The sequence below is a fragment of the Escherichia sp. 10290 genome, assembly GCF_030295155.1.
Classification (GTDB): domain Bacteria; phylum Pseudomonadota; class Gammaproteobacteria; order Enterobacterales; family Enterobacteriaceae; genus Escherichia; species Escherichia coli_F.
The window spans coordinates 1,622,292-1,640,133 of the sequence record NZ_AP025741.1; the positions used below are offsets into that span (position 1 = coordinate 1,622,292).

Genomic DNA, 17,842 nt, shown 5'->3' on the forward strand with positions numbered 1-17,842 from the left:
ATCCTATGAAACAAAAAGTGGTTAGCATTGGCGACATCAACGTAGCAAATGATCTGCCGTTCGTGCTGTTTGGCGGTATGAACGTGCTGGAATCTCGCGATCTGGCGATGCGCATTTGCGAGCACTACGTAACCGTGACCCAGAAACTGGGTATACCTTACGTGTTCAAAGCCTCTTTTGACAAAGCCAACCGCTCCTCCATCCACTCTTATCGTGGACCGGGCCTGGAAGAAGGGATGAAAATCTTCCAGGAGTTGAAGCAGACTTTTGGCGTGAAAATTATCACCGACGTTCACGAACCAAGCCAGGCTCAGCCCGTTGCTGATGTTGTGGATGTGATTCAGTTGCCGGCGTTTCTTGCTCGCCAGACTGACCTGGTTGAAGCCATGGCGAAAACCGGTGCGGTAATTAACGTCAAGAAACCGCAGTTTGTCAGCCCAGGCCAAATGGGTAATATCGTTGATAAATTCAAAGAAGGCGGCAACGAAAAAGTGATTCTTTGCGATCGCGGTGCTAACTTCGGCTATGACAACCTGGTTGTTGATATGCTGGGCTTCAGCATCATGAAGAAAGTGTCTGGTAATTCACCGGTGATTTTCGACGTGACCCACGCACTGCAATGCCGCGATCCGTTTGGCGCAGCTTCCGGCGGTCGTCGTGCTCAGGTGGCTGAGCTGGCACGTGCCGGTATGGCGGTAGGTCTGGCGGGGCTGTTTATTGAAGCGCATCCGGATCCGGAACATGCGAAATGTGATGGTCCATCCGCGCTGCCGCTGGCTAAACTGGAACCGTTCCTCAAGCAGATGAAAGCGATTGATGACCTGGTGAAAGGTTTCGAAGAACTGGATACCAGCAAGTAATCTTTTTTGCCTGAAAACTAAAGCCTTAGCGTTCTGCGTTAAGGCTTTTTTCATGGGGCCGGATACAAAAAAGGCCGCAGGCTGTTACCCCTGCGGCCGGTTTCGGGCGCATATTGCCATCACGGCAGCCTGACGCCCGTTTTCACCTTACTTCCGGTTACGCCACCAGCTGACAATCGCTGCGGTAATAATTCCCGCCAGGATCGGTGCTGCCAGGTCGTGCCAGAAAGTCATGGCAAACTGCGCGAGCGTCATATAGCCGCCTTGTTGTAATGACAACATTTTGCGGCTATTCTTGAAGTGTCTGGTTTCAAGATTAGCCCCCGTTCTGTTGTCAGGTTGTACCTCTCAACGTGCGGGGGTTTTCTCTTTCCAGCAACCAATGCCACCAGGGATAGAGCCCCCGCAACATTGCGCCTCACCGGATAACTCCGGCTTGGTGTGGATACTACGTCTCAATTCATCTTCACTTCATCCCTGAAATGTTTGCAATGAAGAGTGCATTCCGGTTTTTCAACAGCTGTTACAGTCGTTTCATGAGTGCTCTGGATGATGCTTCCAGCTCGGGTTGCCAATATTTACTTGCAGAAGAGATAAAGACAAAAAGGGCCGCAGGCTGTTACCCCTGCGGCCGGTTTCGGGCGCATATTGCCATCACGGCAGCCTGACGCCCGTTTTCACCTTACTTCCGGTTACGCCACCAGCTGACAATCACTGCGGTAATAATCCCCGCCAGGATCGGTGCCGCTAGGTCGTGCCAGAAAATCATGGCAAACTGCGCGAGCGTCATATAGCCGCCTTGTTGTAATGACAACATTTTGCGGCTATTCTTGAATTGTTGATGGTTCAAGATTAGCCCCCGTTCTGTTGTCAGGTTTTACCTCTCAACGTGCGGGGGTTTTCTCTTTCCAGCAACCAATGCCACCAGGGATAAAGCCCCCGCAACATTGCGCCTCACCGGATAACGCCGGCTTGGTGTGGATATTACGTCTCAATTCATCTTCACTTCATCCCTGAAATGTTTGCAATAAAGAGTACATTCCGGCTTTTCAACAGCTGTTGCAGTGGTTTCGTGCAGGTTGTGGTACAGGCTCGCAATTCTGATTAACGACCTGTTCAGGTAGTATGAAGAAATACAATAAGCAGGAATTTATATTATCTCCCCCGATTTCTGTCATCGGAGGAGATATAACTGTCAGGCAAATATCGTCATCAAATAGGCGGCAAACAGTGCCAGATGCGCTGCGCCATTGAGCACGTTAGTACGTCCGGTGGAGAAGGAGATATGGCACAGCACTAAAGAGGCCACCATCACCACCATTTCAGGCGCACCAAGTGCAAACTGCAATTCGTTACCCGTCATAAAGGCAATTAGCGTGACGACAGGTACGGTAAGCGAAATGGTTGCTAACACTGAACCAAAGAACAGATTCATCGCGCGCTGGACCTGGTTGTTCAACACTGCTTTTAACGCACCTAAACCTTCCGGCGACAGAATCAACAGAGCCACCAGGAAGCCAGTAAAGGCGACAGGGGCATTCATGCTGTCGAGCAATGTCTCCAGCGGGCTGGCGTTCATTTTGGTGACTGCAATAACGGCAATCAGATGGACAATCAACCAGATAGCATGCCACAGGCTGCTATGGGCAGACGGTTTACCGTGGTGCGGGTCGTCATCATCACTGTCATCTTCGTGCTCGTAGACAAATAAACTTTGATGCGTTTTGGTCTGGATCAGCAAAAATACGCCATACATTGCCGCAGAAATTAATGCTACCAGTAACGCCTGACCGGTTGAAAAATTCGCCACAGGCAGAGCCATTGGAAATACCAGTACGATTATCGCCAGGGGGAACAGCGCAATTAAATACTGCTTGATACCAAACAGATTCATATATTGGGTGGCAAACTTGCGTCCGCCCAACAATAATGAAAAGCCAACCAGCCCACCGGTAACAATCATAATGATTGAATAGAGCGTATCACGCATTAGCGTTGGCGCGGCGTCGCCGGTTGCCATTAAAGCTGAAATCAAACTGACTTCAAGAATAACCACTGAAAGGCTAAGAATAAGCGAACCGTAAGGTTCTCCCAGGCGATGGGCTAATACGTCCGCATGACGGACAACACTAAAGGCGCTACTTAAAATACCAATAAGAGCAAGAAGGTTGATGGCAATGACCACTGGTAGTGTCTGGCTGCTTCCCCACAGGAACAGCACTACCAGCGCCAGAACCGGGAAAATAAGCGAAGTCTCCTTGTGGCGGGTTTTTACCGCCTCTTGAGCATTTGACATTATGGTTATCCCTTTGCAGATGAATTTATCGAAAATGTAAAAAATAGGTAGGAAAAATAACAGAAAGTGTCTGGATATCGGTAACATTTTACGAATTTTTACCCCGCTGTCGATTTTTTACTCATCGGGCCATAAAAATAAGCAATGCGTTTAGACAATGTTTGTTTTAGCGTTTCTTAAGAAGAGTCTGACATGAAAATTCTTATGTTTTGGCAAGAGTGGATATTGTTGACCACACTTAATGTTCAACTTTGTAAAAGGAGTCAACGATGCCGTATAAAACGAAAAGCGATCTGCCGGAAAGCGTAAAGCACGTGCTACCGTCTCATGCTCAGGATATCTATAAAGAAGCGTTCAACAGCGCATGGGATCAATATAAAGATAAAGAAGATCGGCGTGATGACGCCAGTCGCGAAGAAACCGCGCATAAAGTGGCCTGGGCTGCTGTGAAGCATGAATATGCCAAAGGGGATGATGATAAATGGCATAAAAAATCGTAAAACCGGTAGCTTAGTTAAAGCTATTCGTGCGGTGTTGCCTTGCAAGTGGTCCGTGGATTGCATATTGTCCCGTTAATGGTTTCAAAATGAGCAGTAAAATGTCCGGAAGACACCAAAAAGTTGTCGCAGGGAAGTATGCAGTGGCGGAGGTGTAAGGTGATAACGCGTGATTTCTTGATGAATGCCGATTGTAAAACGGCATTTGGTGCCATTGAAGAATCACTCTTATGGTCAGCAGAGCAACGGGCGGCTTCGCTGGCGGCGACGCTGGCTTGTCGACCTGATGAGGGACCGGTGTGGATCTTCGGTTATGGATCGTTGATGTGGAATCCGGCACTGGAGTTTACCGAGTCGTGCACCGGTACACTGGTTGGATGGCATCGCGCGTTTTGCCTGCGCCTGACCGCCGGGCGCGGGACTGCGCACCAGCCGGGACGGATGCTTGCACTGAAAGAGGGCGGACGCACCACAGGCGTCGCCTATCGACTGCCAGAAGAGACGCTGGAGCAGGAACTAACCCTGTTGTGGAAGCGCGAGATGATTACCGGCTGTTATCTGCCAACCTGGTGTCAGCTTGATCTTGATGATGGACGCACAGTAAACGCCATTGTGTTTATTATGGACCCGCGACATCCGGAATATGAATCTGACACTCGCGCTCAGGTCATCGCGCCGTTGATTGCGGCGGCGAGCGGTCCACTGGGAACCAACGCACAATACCTGTTTTCACTGGAACAGGAGCTTATCAAACTGGGAATGCAGGACGATGGGCTGAATGATTTGCTGGTATCGGTAAAAAAACTGCTGGCGGAGAATTATCCGGATGGTGTGTTACGGCCGGGATTCGCCTGAGTAAACTTCCCTCATAGTGGGGCGTCAGACGCCCCCTCAAACATTAAAATGTGAGCACTTTATCGGCTGACAGCGTCCATTGCGCCAGTTCCACAAGAGTACCGATTTCCACCCCATCAATCAGAGGAAGTGTACTAATCCCGCGCCCGTCGGTACAGGTTTTGCACAATTTCACCGGTACATTCTGAGCGGTAAGGATCTCCAGCATTTGCTGAATGTTGTAGCCTTCCCCTGGTTTTTGCCCGCGCAACCCGGCTGTGACCGCATCAGACATCAGGAACAAGCGCAGATCCAGGTTGCTCTCCTGCTCTCGTAGCGCAATGGCCAGCCGTAAGCTGTTAAACAAGGATTCGCTCCCGTAAGGTGCGCCATTGGCAACGATCACGATTTTTTGCATTATTTACTCCTGTATTCAGGGAATTAGACACTTATCTTCTATCTTACTGCTTCTGCAGCGTCTGACCAATCGGTCACATTTTTAAGGATTTTCCTGAAAGCGCGAGAAAATACGACAAAAGTTGCCAGTAATCGTTATTCTTTAAGGCTATGGTTTTTCATTTTTTACCGGAAGTTACCGACGTTTTGAGCCGTTTCGTTCCTCGCATTATTCCGTTTTATTTACTCTTGCTGGCGGCAGGCGGTACAGCTAACGCACAATCTACCTTCGAGCAAAAAGCGGCAAATCCCTTTGATAATAACAATGATGGTCTGCCGGATTTAGGCATGGCTCCCGAAAATCATGATGGGGAAAAACACTTTGCTGAAATTGTGAAAGATTTCGGCGAAACCAGTATGAATGATAACGGGCTGGATACTGGCGAGCAGGCAAAAGCTTTCGCATTGGGAAAAGTCCGCGACGCGCTTAGTCAGCAGGTTAATCAGCACCTGGAATCCTGGCTATCACCGTGGGGAAATGCCAGTGTTGACGTCAAAGTAGATAACGAAGGTCATTTCACCGGCAGTCGCGGAAGTTGGTTTGTGCCTTTACAGGATAATGATCGTTATCTCACCTGGAGCCAGCTTGGTCTTACTCAGCAGGATGATGGGCTGGTGAGCAATCTTGGAGTTGGGCAACGCTGGGCGCGCGGCAACTGGCTGGTGGGGTATAACACCTTTTATGACAACTTGCTGGACGAAAATCTTCAGCGAGCAGGCCTTGGCGCCGAAGCGTGGGGCGAATATTTGCGGCTATCAGCAAACTATTATCAGCCGTTTGCTGCATGGCATGAACAGACAGCCATACAAGAACAAAGGATGGCGCGCGGGTACGATCTGACGGCCCGGATGCGCATGCCGTTCTATCAACACCTCAATACCAGCGTCAGCGTAGAACAGTATTTTGGTGATCGCGTTGATTTATTTAACTCTGGTACGGGTTATCACAATCCCGTCGCGTTGAGTCTGGGATTAAATTATACCCCAGTGCCATTAGTCACGGTGACGGCCCAGCATAAACAGGGTGAAAGCGGCGAGAATCAAAATAACCTCGGGCTGAATCTTAACTACCGTTTTGGTGTACCACTCAAAAAACAACTTTCTGCAGGCGAGGTTGCCGAAAGTCAGTCGTTACGTGGTAGTCGCTATGATAATCCGCAGCGAAATAATCTACCGACTCTTGAGTACCGACAGCGAAAAACGTTAACGGTGTTTCTGGCAACACCGCCGTGGGATCTAAAACCTGGCGAAACAGTGCCGCTGAAATTACAAATCCGCAGTCGTTATGGTATTCGGCAACTGATTTGGCAGGGCGATACGCAGATATTAAGTTTGACGCCGGGCGCACAAGCCAATAGCGCGGAGGGCTGGACGCTGATCATGCCTGACTGGCAAAACGGGGAAGGGGCAAGCAATCGCTGGCGATTGTCTGTAGTGGTGGAAGATAACCAGGGGCAGCGTGTCTCCTCCAATGAGATCACGCTAACGCTTGTCGAACCGTTCGACGCATTGTCAAACGACGAACTGCGCTGGGAACCGTAATCAGAAAATGCGCTCCTGATGCACCCATACTGCTGCTTCCACGCGAGACTTGAGCTTCATTTTCTTCAGCATGTGCTTGACGTGCACTTTTACTGTGCTTTCGGTGATATCCAGGCGGCGGGCAATCATCTTGTTTGGCAAACCCTGGGCAATCAGCTTGAGAATGTCGCGCTCGCGTGGGGTTAACTGGTTAACATCGCGTTCAGTAGTGGCACGGTTAGCGCGCAAGCTGGCGGCCAGAACAGGCGTTAATGCTTCGCTTAATACCATTTCGCCAGCAGCAGCCTGATGCAATGCTTTCAGCAGATCTTCCGGTTCCATATCTTTTAACAGATAGCCATCCGCGCCGCGTTTCAGTGCGGTGACCACATCTTCTTCATGGTTAGAGACGCTGAATACCACAATGCGCCCGGAGAGGGACTTTTCGCGCAGTTTATCCAGCGTTTCCAGACCGTTCATGCCGGGCATATTGAGATCTAACAAGATCAAATCGGGATCAAGAGACTCCGCCAGTTCAATACCCTGTTCGCCATTACTCGCTTCGCCAACCACGGTGATATCTGGTGCCATACTGATAAGCTGTTTTACGCCAGTTCGCAGCATCGGGTGATCGTCGATCAGCAGGATAGTAGCCGGTTCCTGATTACTCATGGGTATCTCCTTGGACGTCTGTGAAAGTTTTTTCGGGAATAAAGGTGACCACCACTTCGGTGCCACCTGATTCACGACGGCGGACGCGGCAATCGCCTCGTAAACTTTGCGCACGGTCGCGCATTATTATCATGCCGTAGTGATTGCTGCGGATGGCATTTTCAGGCACGCCGCAGCCGTTATCCTGGACGGTCAGTTTGACCTGATTATCGTTTTGCGCCACTGTCACCACGACCTCACTCGCTTGCGAATGTTTGAGGGCGTTACTTAATGCCTCACGGGCAATTTGCAACAGATGGATTGCCTGATGCGAAGGCACCAGACGAGGCGGCAATTGATAATCCAGCTTCACCGGGAAGCCAAATTTGGCGCTGTATTCTTCGCAACTCGCTTCCAGTGCCGGACGTAATCCAGGCTCGGTGAGCTGCAAGCGGAATGTGGTGAGCAATTCACGCAACTGCGCCCAGGATGCATTCAGTTCGTTACGGATCTGACTTAACAGTTCGCGGCTGCTTTCTGGCAGCGCATCGCCCTGCATCTGTAAACAACTCACCTGCATCTTCATGCAAGAGAGAGATTGGGCAATAGAATCATGCAGTTCGCGCGCAATGGTGGCACGCTCTTCCATCACGATCAACTGTTGCTGACGTTCCTGATGGCGATCCAGCGCAAGCGTGGCGGTGAGTTGTTCAACCAGGGTATCCACCAGTTGTTGTTGATCATGACTAAGATGACGCCCCTGCGGCAGGGTTGCCAGCAAAATACCGTACTGCGTATGAGAGTCAGCCAGCCGCCACTTCAGGGTTGTGCCGCGATCGCCAACGGGGAGTACACCGCGCGGGCAGAGCTGACAGCCTTTATCATCGCAGGTCATATCTGGCTGGCAGGTAAACTCCTGATGATTCTCTTCATCATCAGTGTCATACACCCGCAGTTCGATATCACGTAGCAGGGTTAAATTCTGTAAGCCGTTGAGTACAGGTGACAGGCGTTCACACAGCGGGGCGCGGGAATGCAAACGGCGGTTGGCCTGCCATAAAAAAGAGAGGATCTGATTTTTATGTTCCAGCCCGGCGGTTTTCTCCTGAACCCGCTGCTCAAGTACGGCGTAACTTTCCGCCAGTTCTGCAGACATATTGTTCAACGCAGTTCCAAGCATAGCCATTTCGTTGCGCCCGCTGATGTTCGCGCGTTGGGTAAAATCGCGATGGCTGACGGCACTCGCCATTGCCAACAACTGCCGCCACGGTTGTAGCAGTCGCGCCCGCAACCAGATAATAGTGAACACCAGTAAAAGTGCCATAAATACCGCCATTACCCGATGGACCAGCACCACTGTCTCAATGCGCATTTCCGTGGTGCGGTCAAAACCAGATACCAGTTGATCAAGCCCGGCAACAAACTGGCTGACATCCGCTGACACCGTTTTGCGGTTTTGTGCACGCAGCAGCGCAGGGATCAGTTCATTACGCCAGTAATCTTGTAAACCCTGTAGTTGCGCCAGTTGTCCGTCTCGTTCTGCTGCTCGGGTTAACTCGGCGCTAAATGCCGTTTGTTCCATCTCTTTAATTAAGGGCTTGTCTTTCTCGCTTAATGGCACTGCCGCCAACAGACGGTAACTTTGCATGCGCAGCGATCCCGCTTTGTTGATCGCATGGGCGCTGCCCTGAACGCCTTGTACCAGCCAGCCAGAAACCGCCATCCCCGCCAGTCCAATAGCAGTAGAAAGCAACACAATAAGCGCAACCTGATTAACCAGGGTGAGCGGAGAGAGACAACGTTTAAGCATGCAAACCTCTTCCTTCAGGCTTTAAATGAGCAATAACCTTAATGAATGTGACGATACATTCTGGAATGGCAGTATTCTCGGCTATTGGCTGAAGTATACCCATACCCGGAAAGAGTTACTCCTTATTTGCCGCGTGGTTAGTCGCTTTACATCGGTAAGGGTAGGGATTTTACAGCACCGTGAAAAATCTCATAATTTTTATGAAATCACTGTACTCACTATGGGTAATGATAAATATCAATGATAGATAAAGTTATCTTATCGTTTGATTTACATCAAATTGCCTTTAGCTACAGACACTAAGGTGGCAGACATCGAAACGAGTATCAGAGGTGTCTATGAGTCACTCATCCGCCCCCGAAAGGGCTACTGGAGCTGTCATTACAGATTGGCGACCGGAAGATCCTGCGTTCTGGCAACAACGCGGTCAACGTATTGCCAGCCGCAACCTGTGGATTTCCGTTCCCTGTCTGCTGCTGGCGTTTTGCGTATGGATGTTATTCAGTGCTGTTGCGGTGAACTTACCGAAAGTCGGTTTTAATTTTACGACCGATCAGCTATTTATGTTGACGGCGCTGCCTTCGGTTTCTGGCGCGTTGTTACGTGTTCCATACTCCTTTATGGTTCCTATCTTCGGTGGTCGTCGCTGGACGGCGTTCAGCACCGGTATTCTGATTATTCCTTGCGTCTGGCTGGGTTTTGCCGTGCAGGATACCTCCACGCCTTATAGCGTCTTCATCATCATCTCTCTGCTGTGCGGCTTTGCTGGCGCGAACTTCGCATCCAGTATGGCAAACATCAGCTTCTTCTTTCCGAAACAGAAGCAGGGTGGCGCGCTGGGTCTGAATGGTGGTCTGGGCAACATGGGCGTCAGCGTCATGCAGTTGGTTGCTCCGCTGGTGGTATCACTGTCGATTTTCGCAGTATTTGGTAGCCAGGGTGTCAAACAGCCGGATGGGACTGAGCTGTATCTGGCGAATGCGTCCTGGGTATGGGTGCCGTTCCTTGCCATCTTCACCATTGCGGCGTGGTTTGGCATGAACGATCTTGCTACCTCGAAAGCCTCCATCAAGGAGCAGTTGCCGGTACTCAAACGGGGTCATCTGTGGATTATGAGCCTGCTGTATCTGGCAACCTTCGGCTCCTTCATCGGCTTCTCCGCGGGCTTTGCGATGCTGTCAAAAACGCAGTTCCCGGATGTTCAGATTCTGCAATACGCTTTCTTCGGGCCGTTTATTGGTGCGCTGGCGCGTTCTGCAGGTGGTGCATTATCTGACCGTCTGGGCGGAACTCGTGTCACACTGGTGAACTTTATCCTGATGGCGATTTTCAGCGGCCTGCTGTTCCTGACCTTACCGACTGACGGACAGGGCGGAAGCTTCATGGCGTTCTTCGCAGTCTTCCTGGCGCTGTTCCTGACAGCTGGGCTGGGTAGTGGTTCCACTTTCCAGATGATTTCCGTGATCTTCCGTAAACTGACAATGGATCGCGTGAAAGCAGAAGGGGGTTCTGACGAACGTGCGATGCGTGAAGCGGCAACCGACACGGCGGCGGCGCTGGGTTTCATCTCTGCGATTGGCGCGATTGGTGGCTTCTTTATCCCGAAAGCGTTCGGTAGCTCGCTGGCATTAACGGGTTCGCCAGTCGGCGCAATGAAAGTATTTTTGATTTTCTATATCGCCTGCGTAGTGATTACCTGGGCGGTATATGGTCGGCATTCTAAAAAATAAATCTTAATATTTGATTATCCTTTGCGCGGCATGATGTCGCGCTTTTTTTATGCATCATTTAGTTACAACATACTAATGTTATATGGCTTATTTCGCCGGATTTCATTAAGAGCCATTAATATGTTACCCATGGGGAATACTCCTTAATACCCATCTGCATAAAATTCTTAATAGTTTAAATAACTACAGGTATAAAATGCCTTAATTTACAGTATTTTATGATGTAACTGTTAATTATCCTAAAGGGGTATCTTAGGAATTTACTTTATTTTTCATCCCCATCACTCTTGATCGTTATCAATTCCCACGCTGTTTCAGAGCGTTACCTTGCCCTTAAACATTAGCAATGTCGATTTATCAGAGAGCCGACAGGCTCCCACAGGAGAAAACCGATGAGTAAATTCCTGGACCGGTTTCGCTACTTCAAACAGAAGGGCGAAACCTTTGCCGATGGGCATGGCCAGCTTCTCAATACCAACCGTGACTGGGAGGATGGATATCGCCAGCGTTGGCAGCATGACAAAATCGTCCGCTCTACCCATGGGGTAAACTGCACCGGCTCCTGCAGCTGGAAAATCTACGTTAAAAACGGTCTGGTGACTTGGGAAACCCAGCAAACTGACTATCCGCGTACCCGTCCGGATCTGCCAAACCATGAACCTCGCGGCTGCCCGCGCGGTGCCAGCTACTCCTGGTATCTCTATAGCGCCAACCGTCTGAAATATCCGATGATGCGCAAACGCCTGATGAAAATGTGGCGTGAAGCGAAGGCGCAGCATAGCGATCCGGTTGAGGCATGGGCTTCTATCATTGAAGACGCCGATAAAGCGAAAAGCTTTAAACAAGCGCGTGGACGTGGTGGTTTTGTTCGTTCTTCCTGGCAGGAAGTGAACGAACTGATCGCTGCCTCTAACGTTTACACCATCAAAAACTACGGCCCGGACCGCGTCGCTGGCTTCTCGCCAATTCCGGCAATGTCGATGGTTTCTTACGCATCGGGTGCTCGCTATCTTTCGCTGATTGGCGGTACTTGCTTAAGCTTCTACGACTGGTACTGCGACCTGCCTCCTGCGTCTCCACAAACCTGGGGCGAGCAAACTGACGTACCGGAATCTGCTGACTGGTACAACTCCAGCTACATCATCGCCTGGGGGTCAAACGTGCCGCAGACGCGTACTCCGGATGCTCACTTCTTTACTGAAGTGCGCTACAAAGGCACCAAAACCGTTGCCGTCACGCCGGACTACGCTGAAATCGCCAAACTGTGCGATCTGTGGCTGGCACCGAAACAGGGCACCGACGCAGCAATGGCGCTGGCGATGGGCCACGTGATGCTGCGTGAATTCCACCTCGACAACCCAAGCCAGTATTTCACCGACTATGTGCGTCGTTATACCGACATGCCAATGCTGGTGATGCTGGAAGAGCGCGACGGTTACTACGCTGCGGGTCGTATGCTGCGCGCTGCCGATCTGGTGGATGCGCTGGGCCAGGAAAACAATCCGGAATGGAAAACAGTCGCCTTCAATACCAATGGCGAAATGGTTGCACCGAACGGTTCTATTGGCTTCCGCTGGGGCGAGAAGGGCAAATGGAATCTTGAGCAGCGCGACGGCAAAACCGGCGAAGAAACTGAGCTACAACTGAGCCTGCTGGGTAGCCAGGATGAGATCGCTGAAGTGGGCTTCCCGTACTTTGGTGGCGACGGCACGGAACACTTCAATAAAGTGGAGCTGGAAAATGTGCTGCTGCACAAGCTGCCGGTAAAACGTCTGCAACTGGCTGATGGCAGCACTGCTCTGGTGACCACCGTTTATGATCTGACGCTGGCAAACTACGGTCTGGAACGTGGCCTGAACGACGTTAACTGCGCAACCAGCTATGACGACGTGAAAGCTTACACCCCGGCATGGGCCGAGCAGATCACTGGCGTTTCTCGCAGCCAGATTATCCGCATTGCCCGTGAATTTGCTGACAACGCTGACAAGACGCACGGTCGTTCGATGATTATCGTCGGTGCGGGGCTGAACCACTGGTATCACCTCGATATGAACTATCGTGGTCTGATCAACATGCTGATTTTCTGCGGCTGTGTAGGTCAGAGCGGTGGCGGCTGGGCGCACTATGTAGGTCAGGAAAAACTGCGTCCGCAAACCGGCTGGCAGCCGCTGGCGTTTGCTCTTGACTGGCAGCGTCCGGCGCGTCACATGAACAGCACCTCTTATTTCTATAACCACTCCAGCCAGTGGCGTTATGAAACTGTGACCGCAGAAGAGTTGCTGTCGCCGATGGCGGATAAATCCCGCTATACCGGACATCTGATCGACTTCAACGTCCGTGCAGAACGCATGGGCTGGCTGCCGTCTGCGCCGCAGTTAGGCACTAACCCGCTAACTATCGCTCGCGAAGCGGAAAAAGCGGGCATGAATCCGGTGGATTACACCGTGAAATCCCTGAAAGAGGGTTCTATCCGTTTTGCGGCAGAACAACCAGAAAACGGTAAAAACCACCCGCGTAACCTGTTCATCTGGCGTTCTAACCTGCTCGGTTCTTCCGGTAAAGGTCATGAGTTTATGCTCAAGTACCTGCTGGGGACGGAGCACGGTATCCAGGGTAAAGACCTGGGTCAGCAGGGCGGCGTGAAGCCGGAAGAAGTGGACTGGCAGGACAACGGTCTGGAAGGCAAGCTGGATCTGGTGGTGACGCTGGACTTCCGTCTGTCGAGCACCTGTCTCTATTCCGACATCATTTTGCCGACGGCGACCTGGTACGAAAAAGACGACATGAATACTTCGGATATGCATCCGTTTATTCACCCGCTGTCTGCGGCGGTCGATCCGGCCTGGGAAGCGAAAAGCGACTGGGAAATCTACAAAGCCATCGCGAAGAAATTCTCCGAAGTGTGCGTTGGTCATCTGGGCAAAGAAACCGACATCGTTACGCTGCCGATCCAGCACGACTCTGCCGCTGAACTGGCGCAGCCGCTGGATGTGAAAGACTGGAAAAAAGGCGAATGCGACCTGATCCCAGGTAAAACTGCACCGCACATTATGGTCGTAGAGCGCGATTATCCGGCAACTTACGAACGCTTTACCTCTATCGGTCCGCTGATGGAGAAAATCGGTAACGGCGGTAAAGGGATTGCCTGGAACACCCAGAGCGAGATGGATCTGCTGCGTAAGCTCAACTACACCAAAGCGGAAGGTCCGGCAAAAGGCCAGCCGATGCTGAACACCGCAATTGATGCGGCAGAGATGATCCTGACGCTGGCACCGGAAACCAATGGTCAGGTAGCCGTGAAAGCCTGGGCTGCCCTGAGCGAGTTTACCGGTCGTGACCATACGCATCTGGCGCTGAATAAAGAAGACGAGAAGATCCGCTTCCGCGATATCCAGGCACAGCCGCGCAAAATCATCTCCAGCCCGACCTGGTCTGGCCTTGAAGATGAACATGTTTCTTACAACGCCGGTTACACCAACGTTCACGAGCTGATCCCGTGGCGTACGCTCTCTGGCCGTCAGCAGCTGTATCAGGATCATCAGTGGATGCGTGATTTCGGTGAAAGCCTGCTGGTTTATCGTCCGCCGATCGACACCCGTTCAGTGAAAGAAGTGATGGGCCAGAAATCTAACGGTAATCCGGAAAAAGCGCTCAACTTCCTGACACCGCACCAGAAGTGGGGTATCCACTCCACCTACAGCGACAACCTGCTGATGCTGACTTTAGGTCGCGGTGGTCCGGTGGTCTGGTTGAGTGAAGCCGATGCCAAAGAGCTGGGTATCGCCGACAACGACTGGATTGAAGTCTTCAACAGCAACGGTGCATTGACTGCCCGTGCGGTTGTCAGCCAGCGTGTTCCGGCAGGGATGACCATGATGTACCACGCGCAGGAACGTATCGTTAACCTGCCGGGTTCAGAAATCACCAGCCAGCGCGGTGGTATTCATAACTCGGTCACCCGTATCACGCCGAAACCGACGCATATGATCGGCGGCTATGCCCATCTGGCATACGGCTTTAACTACTACGGCACTGTAGGTTCTAACCGCGATGAATTTGTTGTAGTGCGTAAGATGAAGAACATTGACTGGTTAGATGGCGAAGGCAATGACCAGGTACAGGAGAGCGTAAAATGAAAATTCGTTCACAAGTCGGCATGGTGCTGAATCTGGATAAGTGCATCGGTTGCCACACCTGTTCAGTGACCTGTAAAAACGTCTGGACCAGCCGTGAAGGCGTGGAATACGCGTGGTTCAACAACGTGGAAACCAAGCCGGGCCAGGGCTTCCCGACAGACTGGGAAAACCAGGAAAAATACAAAGGCGGCTGGATCCGAAAAATCAACGGCAAACTGCAACCGCGCATGGGTAACCGCGCCATGCTGCTGGGTAAAATCTTCGCTAACCCGCATCTGCCGGGGATCGACGATTATTACGAGCCGTTCGATTTTGACTATCAGAACCTGCATACCGCGCCGGAAGGCAGCAAATCGCAGCCGATTGCCCGTCCACGTTCGCTGATTACCGGCGAACGGATGGCGAAAATCGAAAAAGGACCGAACTGGGAAGATGACCTGGGCGGCGAGTTTGACAAACTGGCGAAAGACAAGAACTTCGACAACATCCAGAAGGCGATGTATAGCCAGTTCGAAAACACCTTCATGATGTATTTGCCACGCCTGTGCGAACACTGCCTGAACCCGGCATGTGTGGCGACCTGCCCGAGCGGTGCGATTTACAAGCGTGAAGAAGATGGCATCGTCCTGATCGACCAGGACAAATGCCGCGGCTGGCGTATGTGCATCACCGGATGCCCGTACAAAAAAATCTACTTCAACTGGAAGAGCGGTAAGTCTGAGAAGTGCATCTTCTGCTATCCGCGTATTGAAGCCGGTCAGCCGACGGTGTGCTCTGAAACCTGTGTCGGTCGTATCCGTTATCTTGGCGTGCTGCTGTACGATGCCGACGCGATTGAACGTGCAGCCAGCACCGAGAACGAGAAAGATCTCTACCAGCGTCAGCTGGACGTGTTCCTCGATCCGAATGATCCGAAAGTCATCGAGCAGGCGATTAAAGATGGTATTCCGCTGAGCGTTATTGAAGCCGCACAGCAGTCGCCGGTTTATAAAATGGCGATGGAATGGAAACTGGCGCTGCCGCTGCATCCGGAATATCGCACGCTGCCGATGGTCTGGTATGTGCCACCTCTGTCGCCGATTCAGTCTGCGGCAGATGCGGGCGAGCTGGGCAGCAACGGTATTTTGCCAGACGTCGAAAGCCTGCGTATCCCGGTACAGTATCTGGCGAATCTGCTGACCGCCGGTGATACCAAACCGGTACTGCGCGCGCTGAAACGTATGCTGGCGATGCGTCATTACAAACGTGCTGAAACCGTTGACGGTAAAGTTGATACCCGTGCGCTGGAAGAGGTCGGTCTGACCGAAGCTCAGGCACAGGAGATGTACCGTTATCTGGCAATTGCCAACTACGAAGATCGCTTTGTGGTGCCGAGCAGTCACCGTGAACTGGCGCGGGAAGCCTTCCCGGAGAAAAATGGCTGTGGCTTTACCTTTGGTGACGGCTGCCACGGTTCAGATACCAAATTCAATCTGTTCAACAGCCGCCGTATCGATGCCATCGACGTGACCAGTAAAACGGAGCCGCACCCATGATCGAACTCGTGATTGTATCGCGTCTCCTTGAATATCCGGATGCTGCCTTATGGCAGCATCAACAAGAGATGTTTGAGGCGATTGCTGCGTCGGAAAATCTGTCGAAAGAGGATGCCCATGCGCTGGGCATTTTCCTGCGCGATTTAACAGCGCTGGATCCGCTGGATGCTCAGGCCCAGTACAGCGAACTGTTCGACCGTGGTCGCGCCACGTCGTTGCTGCTGTTTGAGCATGTTCACGGTGAATCCCGCGATCGCGGCCAGGCAATGGTTGACTTGTTGGCACAGTATGAGCAGCACGGTTTGCAATTGAACAGTCGTGAATTACCGGATCATCTGCCGCTGTATCTGGAGTATCTGGCGCAGCTGCCGCAAAGCGAAGCTGTGGAAGGTTTGAAAGATATCGCGCCGATTCTGGCGTTGCTGAGCGCGCGTCTGCAACAGCGTGAAAGCCGTTATGCCGTGCTGTTTGATCTGCTGCTGAAACTGGCGAATACCGCTATCGACAGCGACAAAGTGGCGGAAAAAATTGCCGACGAAGCGCGCGACGATACGCCACAGGCGCTGGATGCTGTCTGGGAAGAAGAGCAGGTTAAGTTCTTTGCTGACAAAGGTTGCGGTGATTCAGCAATCACTGCTCATCAGCGTCGCTTTGCCGGTGCCGTCGCGCCGCAATATCTGAATATCACCACCGGAGGACAGCACTAATGCAATTCCTGAATATGTTCTTCTTTGATATCTACCCGTACATAGCCGGGGCCGTCTTCCTGATTGGTAGCTGGCTGCGCTATGACTACGGGCAGTACACCTGGCGCGCGGCATCCAGCCAGATGCTGGATCGCAAAGGGATGAACCTGGCGTCGAACCTGTTCCATATCGGAATTCTGGGGATTTTTGTCGGCCACTTCTTCGGTATGCTGACGCCGCACTGGATGTATGAAGCGTGGTTGCCAATTGAAGTGAAACAGAAAATGGCGATGATTGCTGGTGGTGCCAGCGGCGTGCTGTGTCTGATTGGCGGCGTGCTGTTGCTGAAACGCCGCCTGTTCAGCCCGCGTGTGCGTGCAACGACTACCGGGGCGGACATCCTGATCCTGTCGCTGCTCGTTATCCAGTGCGCGTTGGGTCTGCTGACTATTCCATTTTCTGCCCAACATATGGACGGTAGCGAGATGATGAAACTGGTTGGCTGGGCGCAGTCGGTGGTGACCTTCCACGGTGGCGCTTCTCAACACCTTGATGGTGTGGCGTTTATCTTCCGTCTGCACCTGGTGTTGGGGATGACGTTATTCCTGCTGTTCCCGTTCTCGCGTTTGGTGCACATCTGGAGTGTCCCGGTGGAGTATCTGACACGTAAGTATCAGCTGGTGCGCGCTCGCCACTAAGTGAATTTTAGTTCACACAGACCCTGCTTCGGCGGGGTTTTTTTATGGGTACGCTGCGGAGTGATTCGCTTATCTGACATATAGGGGAGGATATTGTAGGTCCGGTAAACGCGGTGCCACGGGGCAAATTAG

Annotated in this window: 15 protein-coding genes; 9 read left to right on the forward strand and 6 right to left on the reverse strand. The window is 51.8% G+C overall.

Features of this window, described 5'->3' with window-relative positions; genetic code table 11:
- Positions 1 to 5: 5 nt before the first annotated feature.
- On the forward strand, positions 6 to 860 hold the full coding sequence (kdsA, locus tag QUE74_RS08090; RefSeq protein ID WP_000811065.1) for a 3-deoxy-8-phosphooctulonate synthase: 855 nt from the start codon (positions 6 to 8) through the stop codon (positions 858 to 860).
- Between the two features lie 147 nt (positions 861 to 1,007).
- Here the strand turns inward: kdsA and QUE74_RS08095 are convergent, their stop codons facing one another.
- From QUE74_RS08095 to chaA, 3 genes are all read right to left on the reverse strand, one after another.
- Positions 1,008 to 1,115: a type I toxin-antitoxin system toxin Ldr family protein gene (locus QUE74_RS08095; RefSeq protein WP_000170965.1), complete on the reverse strand. Its 108-nt coding sequence runs from the start codon at positions 1,113 to 1,115 to the stop codon at positions 1,008 to 1,010.
- Between the two features lie 427 nt (positions 1,116 to 1,542).
- Positions 1,543 to 1,650 (reverse strand): type I toxin-antitoxin system toxin Ldr family protein, encoded by a 108-nt coding sequence (locus tag QUE74_RS08100; protein ID WP_000170956.1) that lies wholly within the window; start codon positions 1,648 to 1,650, stop codon positions 1,543 to 1,545.
- A 405-nt stretch (positions 1,651 to 2,055) separates the two neighbouring features.
- On the reverse strand, positions 2,056 to 3,156 hold the full coding sequence (chaA, locus tag QUE74_RS08105; RefSeq protein WP_001306585.1) for a sodium-potassium/proton antiporter ChaA: 1,101 nt from the start codon (positions 3,154 to 3,156) through the stop codon (positions 2,056 to 2,058).
- A 269-nt stretch (positions 3,157 to 3,425) separates the two neighbouring features.
- Between chaA and chaB the strand changes: the two genes are divergently transcribed.
- Positions 3,426 to 3,656 (forward strand): putative cation transport regulator ChaB, encoded by a 231-nt coding sequence (gene chaB / locus QUE74_RS08110; RefSeq protein WP_001146444.1) that lies wholly within the window; start codon positions 3,426 to 3,428, stop codon positions 3,654 to 3,656.
- 156 nt (positions 3,657 to 3,812) lie between these two features.
- Positions 3,813 to 4,508, forward strand: a complete 696-nt coding sequence (gene chaC / locus QUE74_RS08115) for a glutathione-specific gamma-glutamylcyclotransferase (protein ID WP_001295621.1) — start codon at positions 3,813 to 3,815, stop codon at positions 4,506 to 4,508.
- Positions 4,509 to 4,551: 43 nt separating this feature from the next.
- On the opposite strand, the gene ychN is transcribed toward chaC, so the two are convergent.
- Positions 4,552 to 4,905: a DsrE/F sulfur relay family protein YchN gene (gene ychN / locus QUE74_RS08120; RefSeq protein ID WP_001169669.1), complete on the reverse strand. Its 354-nt coding sequence runs from the start codon at positions 4,903 to 4,905 to the stop codon at positions 4,552 to 4,554.
- 185 nt (positions 4,906 to 5,090) lie between these two features.
- On the opposite strand from ychN, the gene ychO reads away from it, so the two are divergent.
- Complete coding sequence (gene ychO, locus QUE74_RS08125) at positions 5,091 to 6,485, forward strand: inverse autotransporter invasin YchO (protein ID WP_024166161.1); 1,395 nt, start codon at positions 5,091 to 5,093, stop codon at positions 6,483 to 6,485.
- Here the strand turns inward: ychO and narL are convergent, their stop codons facing one another.
- Positions 6,486 to 7,136 (reverse strand): two-component system response regulator NarL, encoded by a 651-nt coding sequence (gene narL, locus QUE74_RS08130; RefSeq protein WP_000070491.1) that lies wholly within the window; start codon positions 7,134 to 7,136, stop codon positions 6,486 to 6,488.
- Positions 7,129 to 8,925: a nitrate/nitrite two-component system sensor histidine kinase NarX gene (narX, locus tag QUE74_RS08135; protein ID WP_000918047.1), complete on the reverse strand. Its 1,797-nt coding sequence runs from the start codon at positions 8,923 to 8,925 to the stop codon at positions 7,129 to 7,131. Before narX ends, narL begins: the two co-directional genes overlap by 8 nt.
- Positions 8,926 to 9,263: 338 nt before the next feature.
- On the opposite strand from narX, the gene narK reads away from it, so the two are divergent.
- From narK to narI, 5 genes are all read left to right on the forward strand, one after another.
- The gene (gene narK / locus QUE74_RS08140) at positions 9,264 to 10,655 is read left to right on the forward strand and encodes a nitrate transporter NarK (protein WP_000019836.1); all 1,392 of its coding nucleotides are present in this window, start codon (positions 9,264 to 9,266) and stop codon (positions 10,653 to 10,655) included.
- A 392-nt stretch (positions 10,656 to 11,047) separates the two neighbouring features.
- Positions 11,048 to 14,791, forward strand: coding sequence for a nitrate reductase subunit alpha (locus QUE74_RS08145; RefSeq protein WP_000032985.1), 3,744 nt, complete (start codon positions 11,048 to 11,050; stop codon positions 14,789 to 14,791).
- Positions 14,788 to 16,326: a nitrate reductase subunit beta gene (gene narH, locus QUE74_RS08150; RefSeq protein WP_000702650.1), complete on the forward strand. Its 1,539-nt coding sequence runs from the start codon at positions 14,788 to 14,790 to the stop codon at positions 16,324 to 16,326. The genes QUE74_RS08145 and narH overlap by 4 nt, the downstream gene beginning before the upstream one ends.
- Positions 16,323 to 17,033 (forward strand): nitrate reductase molybdenum cofactor assembly chaperone, encoded by a 711-nt coding sequence (narJ, locus tag QUE74_RS08155; protein ID WP_000571676.1) that lies wholly within the window; start codon positions 16,323 to 16,325, stop codon positions 17,031 to 17,033. The genes narH and narJ overlap by 4 nt, the downstream gene beginning before the upstream one ends.
- Positions 17,033 to 17,710: a respiratory nitrate reductase subunit gamma gene (narI, locus tag QUE74_RS08160; protein WP_001160117.1), complete on the forward strand. Its 678-nt coding sequence runs from the start codon at positions 17,033 to 17,035 to the stop codon at positions 17,708 to 17,710. The genes narJ and narI overlap by 1 nt, the downstream gene beginning before the upstream one ends.
- Positions 17,711 to 17,842 lie beyond the last annotated feature (132 nt).